Consider the following 264-nt stretch of genomic DNA (forward strand, 5'->3'; position numbering starts at 1 on the left):
GAGAAGCTGGCCTCGGCGTCGGCCTGCAGTGCAGCGATCGTCTTCCACCACAATTCGTTGCCGAATAGACTTGTCGTTTCGAGGATCGGAGGCAGCATTTTCTGTGTCGCTTCAGCGCCGGACGCAAATTTCAAAAAAGCCTCTGTCACCTTCTTGTTCCCCTTTTCAACAGATGCGCCGAACTGATCTGGCACCTTGAGCGACGATGACCCCGGGTTTTCGATCGTTTCAAAGGATCTTTCGGAAATCTTGGTCATTGCATTT

The 264-nt window shown here is 51.9% G+C and carries 1 pseudogene; it reads right to left on the reverse strand.

Annotated elements, in window-relative coordinates:
• Positions 1 to 264: pseudogene (locus K6M89_RS30785) on the reverse strand (phasin); the annotation flags it as partial.

It is taken from the genome of Rhizobium croatiense (assembly GCF_019793465.1).
GTDB lineage: Bacteria > Pseudomonadota > Alphaproteobacteria > Rhizobiales > Rhizobiaceae > Rhizobium > Rhizobium croatiense.